Raw genomic sequence first — 3,779 nt, 5'->3', positions numbered from 1 at the left:
TTGGTTCGGAAATGTGTATAAGAGACCGCCGGTGGAGGGGGGCAGACCGGTGGCGGGCTGCTGCCGGCCGCATGCGGCGGAGAGGGTCGTCAGTGACGCAGCCAGCAGCGCGACCGACACCGCTTTGCGGAGGCTTCCCAGCAGCACGCCGGTTGGACGGGATCGGTACGGAAACGGTTCCCTGCGGGTGGATGACATCCGCCCATGGTCAGGCAACGACCCGGGGGTAGTGGTCGCGCAACGCCCGAACCGTCTCCGTGATGGCCGGACGTCGCGACGCCCCCGTCCGCCACAAGGCGTACAGCCGCCGCACGGGCGCCGGCTCCAGCGCCACCACGACCACGCCGTCCGGCACCGGCCCGCGCCCCAGCCGCGGCACCAGCGCGATCCCCAGCCCGGCCGCCACCAGCGCCAGTTGCGTCTGGTACTCGGCGACCTGGAACGCCAGGTCAGGCTCGGTGCCCGCCTCCCGCAGGGTCCGCACCAGCCAGTCGTGGCACACGTGTCCGGGCGGCTGGCAGATCCACCGCTGGTCGACGACGTCCTCGCGGACCAGCGCCGCGCGGGCCGCCAGCGGATGCCCGGCGGGGACGAGCACGTCGCAGCGGTCCTCGCCGATCACCACCCGCTCCAGGCCCTCGGGCGCGGGCAGCGGGGCGATGTCCCAGTCGTGCACCACGGCCAGGTCGACGACGCCGCGGGAGACCAGGTCGACCGACAGGTGCGCGCCCTCCTCCACCAGCCGCAGCTCCAGCGACGGGTGGGCGGCCGTCAGCCCGGCCAGCACCTGCGGGAGCAGACCTCGCGCGGCGGTCGGGAAGGCGGCCATGGTCAGCCGCCCGGTGGGGCGGCCGCGCCGCTCCTCCAGCGCCACCTCGGCCCGCTCCACGATCGCCATCAGCTCCTGTGCGGTCTCCGCCAGCAAGTGGGCGGCCTCGGTGAGCGCCACGCCGCGGCCCTGCCGCTCCAGGAGCGTCGTACGGGTCTCCCGCTCCAGCTTCGCGATCTGCTGGGACACCGCGGACGCGGTGTAGCCGAGGGCCGTGGCCGCCGCCCCCACCGATCCGTGCACATGCACGGCGTGCAGCGCCCGCAGCCGGGCCAGGTCCAGCATCCGTTCACCTCGTCATCCCGTGCGCCCGAGGCGCACCATTCAGCAACGCTGAAGCCGACAGTGCAGTAATGCTCGCTGGTGCTTAAGGGTACGGTGCCCGATGCTGGAGCGATGCGACCGGTACACCTCGCCCTCGCGGTCCTCGTCGCCGCGGTCTGGGGCGTCAACTTCGTGGTCATCGAGGTCGGGCTGGGCCACTTCCCGCCGCTGCTCTTCTGCGCCCTGCGCTTCCTGGTAGCCGCCGTGCCCGCGGTCTTCTTCGTCCGCCGGCCCGGCGTCGCGCTGCGCTGGATCGTGGCCGTCGGACTCGTCCTCGGCGTCGCCAAGTTCGGCCTGCTCTTCATCGGCATGGACCAGGGCATGCCCGCCGGGCTGTCCTCCCTGGTGCTACAGGTACAGGCGGTCTTCACCGCCCTCCTCGCGGTCGCGCTGCTGGGCGAGCGGCCCGGCCGGCTGCGGATCGCGGGCATGGGCGTCGCGTTCGCGGGGATCGGCGTCGCCGCGTACGACGAGGGCGCCTCGGGGCCGCTCGGCGCGTTCGTGCTGGTCGTCGCGGCCGCCGCCCTCTGGGGGCTGTCCAACGTCCTCACCCGGCGCGCCGCCCCGCCGGACGCGCTGAGCTGGATGGTCTGGGTCAGCCTCGTCCCGCCGCTGCCGCTGCTCGCCCTCTCCCTGGTCTTCGAGGGCCCCGCCGCGGACGCCGCCGCGCTGCGCGGTCTCGACTGGAGCGGCGCCGGCGCGATCGTCTACGTCGCCTGGGTCACCACCGTCTTCGGCTTCGGCGCCTGGGGGTTCCTGCTGCGGACGTACGACGCCTCCGCGGTGGCCCCGTTCTCCCTGCTCGTCCCGGTCTTCGGCATGACCTCGGCCGCCCTGCTGCTGGACGAGGGCGTCGGCCCGCTGCGCTGGGCGGCCGCCGTGCTGCTGGTGGGCGGCGTCGCCGTGACGTCGCTGGGCTCGCTGGGCTCGCTCCGGGCGGGCGCCGGGCTCAGGCCGACTCGCCGAGCAGCCGCAGCAGGTGCGAACGCCCCCGCGACAGCAACTCCGGCAGCGCCCGGACCTGCGGGTACCAGAGCTTCTCGTACTCCCAGCACAGCCAGCCGTCCCAGCCCGCGCGGCTGAGCACCTCCACCGTGCCGGCCAGCGGCAGCGCCCCGTGACCGAGCGGCAGCGGGGTGGTGTCCTGTGCCGAGGACACGTCCTTGACCTGCACGTAGCCCAGGTAGGGGGCGAGCACCGGGTAGGTGTGCTCGGGCTGTTCGCCGCCCAGCCAGGGGTGCATCACGTCCCACAACGCGCCCGCGTGGTGATGGCCCACCAGGCCCAGGATCCGCGCGACGTCCGCGCCGGTCCGGTGCGAGTCGTGGGTCTCCACCAGCACCCGCACGCCCGCGTCCGCCGCCTCCGGGGCCACCGCCGCCAGCCGGCGGGCCGCCCGGGTGTCGGCGGCGTCCCCGTCGTCGTCACCGGCGCCGGGGAACACCCGTACGTAGGGGGCGCCGAGGTCCGCGGCGAGGCGTACGTGGTCGCGCAGGCCGCGCAGCGCCGGAGCGTCCTCACCAGGCGCTGCCACCTGCACGTAGGAGGCGACCGCCAGCACCGCGACGCCGGAGCCCCGGAACTCCCCGGCCACGTCCGCGCGCTGCCGCTCCGTCAGGCCGCTGTGCACCGGCTCCTCGTGGCCCGCCCGCAGTTCCACGCCGTGGTAACCGTGCTCCGCGGCGAGCCGGACCACGTCCGGCACGGGGAGCCCCGGCACGCCGAGGGTCGAGAACGCGAGCTTCACTTTTCGGACGTTACAGCACCAGCCGCCAGTCCTGCCCGACGAGATCGCGGCCGAAACTGCGGTGCGGCTCCTCCCCGACGAGCTCGAAACCGGCCGCCTCGTAGATCCGCCGGGCGGAGACCAGCACGTCGTTCGTCCACAGCACCAGCTCGCGGTGACCGGTCGCGCGGGCGTGCCCGACGCAGGCGTCGACCAGCCGCCGGCCGATGCCGTGGCCCCGGGCGGCCGGGTCCACCAGCAGCAGGCGCAGCCGTGCCGTGCCGGGCTCGTCGGTGCGTACGCAGAAGACGCAGCCGGCGCGCTCGCCGTCCAGTTCGGCGATCCACGCCCGCTCGTGGCCGTCCGCGACGATCCGGGCGACGAGGGTCTCGTACTCGGCGTCCCAGCCGTACTCCTCGGCGTAGACCTCGGCATTGCGCTGGACCACCCAGCCGAGGTCACCGGGCCGCGGCTCGCGCAGCCGGACCCGCGGCCCGGGAGGTGTCCCCGTCGCGGCGGTACCGCCGAGGACGTCGCGGACGGTGCGCATGGCCTCCGTCAGGCGTTCGCGGTCGCCCGGGGCGAGCCCGCCGACCATGGTCGCGACGGCTTCCCGCGACCGGTCCTCCAGGAGCCGGGCGGCCTCGCGGCCGTCGGGGGTCAACTCCACGCGCTGCCGCCGGGCGTCCCGTGGTGACGGCGCGCGGGTCACCAGTCCCCGCTCCCCGAAGGCCGCCAGCATCCGGCTGAGCTGCCCGGCGTCCACGGACAGGGCCGTGCGCAGGTCGGCGGCGTCCAGCCCGCCGCCGGCGGCGTGGGCGAGCTCGTACAGGACGCGGGCCTCGGTGAGGGTGTACGGGGTGTGCAGATGGCGGCTGTAGTCGAGCGCGCCGATGAGGT

4 protein-coding genes and 1 pseudogene are annotated in these 3,779 nt (G+C 74.8%); 1 reads left to right on the top strand and 4 read right to left on the bottom strand.

What is annotated here, in order from left to right:
* Both PV350_RS45420 and PV350_RS45415 read right to left on the bottom strand, forming a co-directional pair.
* A partial coding sequence (locus PV350_RS45420) for a hypothetical protein (RefSeq protein ID WP_500339170.1) occupies window positions 1–198 on the bottom strand: 198 nt, incomplete at its 3' end.
* Window positions 199–208: 10 nt separating this feature from the next.
* Window positions 209–1,114, bottom strand: coding sequence for a LysR family transcriptional regulator (locus tag PV350_RS45415; protein ID WP_500339169.1), 906 nt, complete (start codon window positions 1,112–1,114; stop codon window positions 209–211).
* A 111-nt stretch (window positions 1,115–1,225) separates the two neighbouring features.
* On the opposite strand from PV350_RS45415, the gene PV350_RS45410 reads away from it, so the two are divergent.
* Complete coding sequence (locus PV350_RS45410; RefSeq protein WP_500339168.1) at window positions 1,226–2,236, top strand: EamA family transporter; 1,011 nt, start codon at window positions 1,226–1,228, stop codon at window positions 2,234–2,236.
* A 10-nt stretch (window positions 2,237–2,246) separates the two neighbouring features.
* On the opposite strand, the pseudogene PV350_RS45405 reads toward PV350_RS45410, so the two are convergent.
* Window positions 2,247–2,813, bottom strand: a pseudogene (locus PV350_RS45405) (sugar phosphate isomerase/epimerase family protein); the annotation flags it as partial.
* 97 nt (window positions 2,814–2,910) lie between these two features.
* Window positions 2,911–3,779, bottom strand: an 869-nt coding sequence (locus tag PV350_RS45400; RefSeq protein ID WP_500339167.1) for a bifunctional helix-turn-helix transcriptional regulator/GNAT family N-acetyltransferase, incomplete at its 5' end; no start/stop codon positions are given.

The organism is Streptomyces sp. PA03-6a (assembly GCF_033792765.1).
Lineage (GTDB): Bacteria > Actinomycetota > Actinomycetes > Streptomycetales > Streptomycetaceae > Actinacidiphila.
The sequence above is the reverse complement of the archived record's forward strand: the minus strand, read 5'-3'. Positions and strand labels throughout refer to the sequence as shown.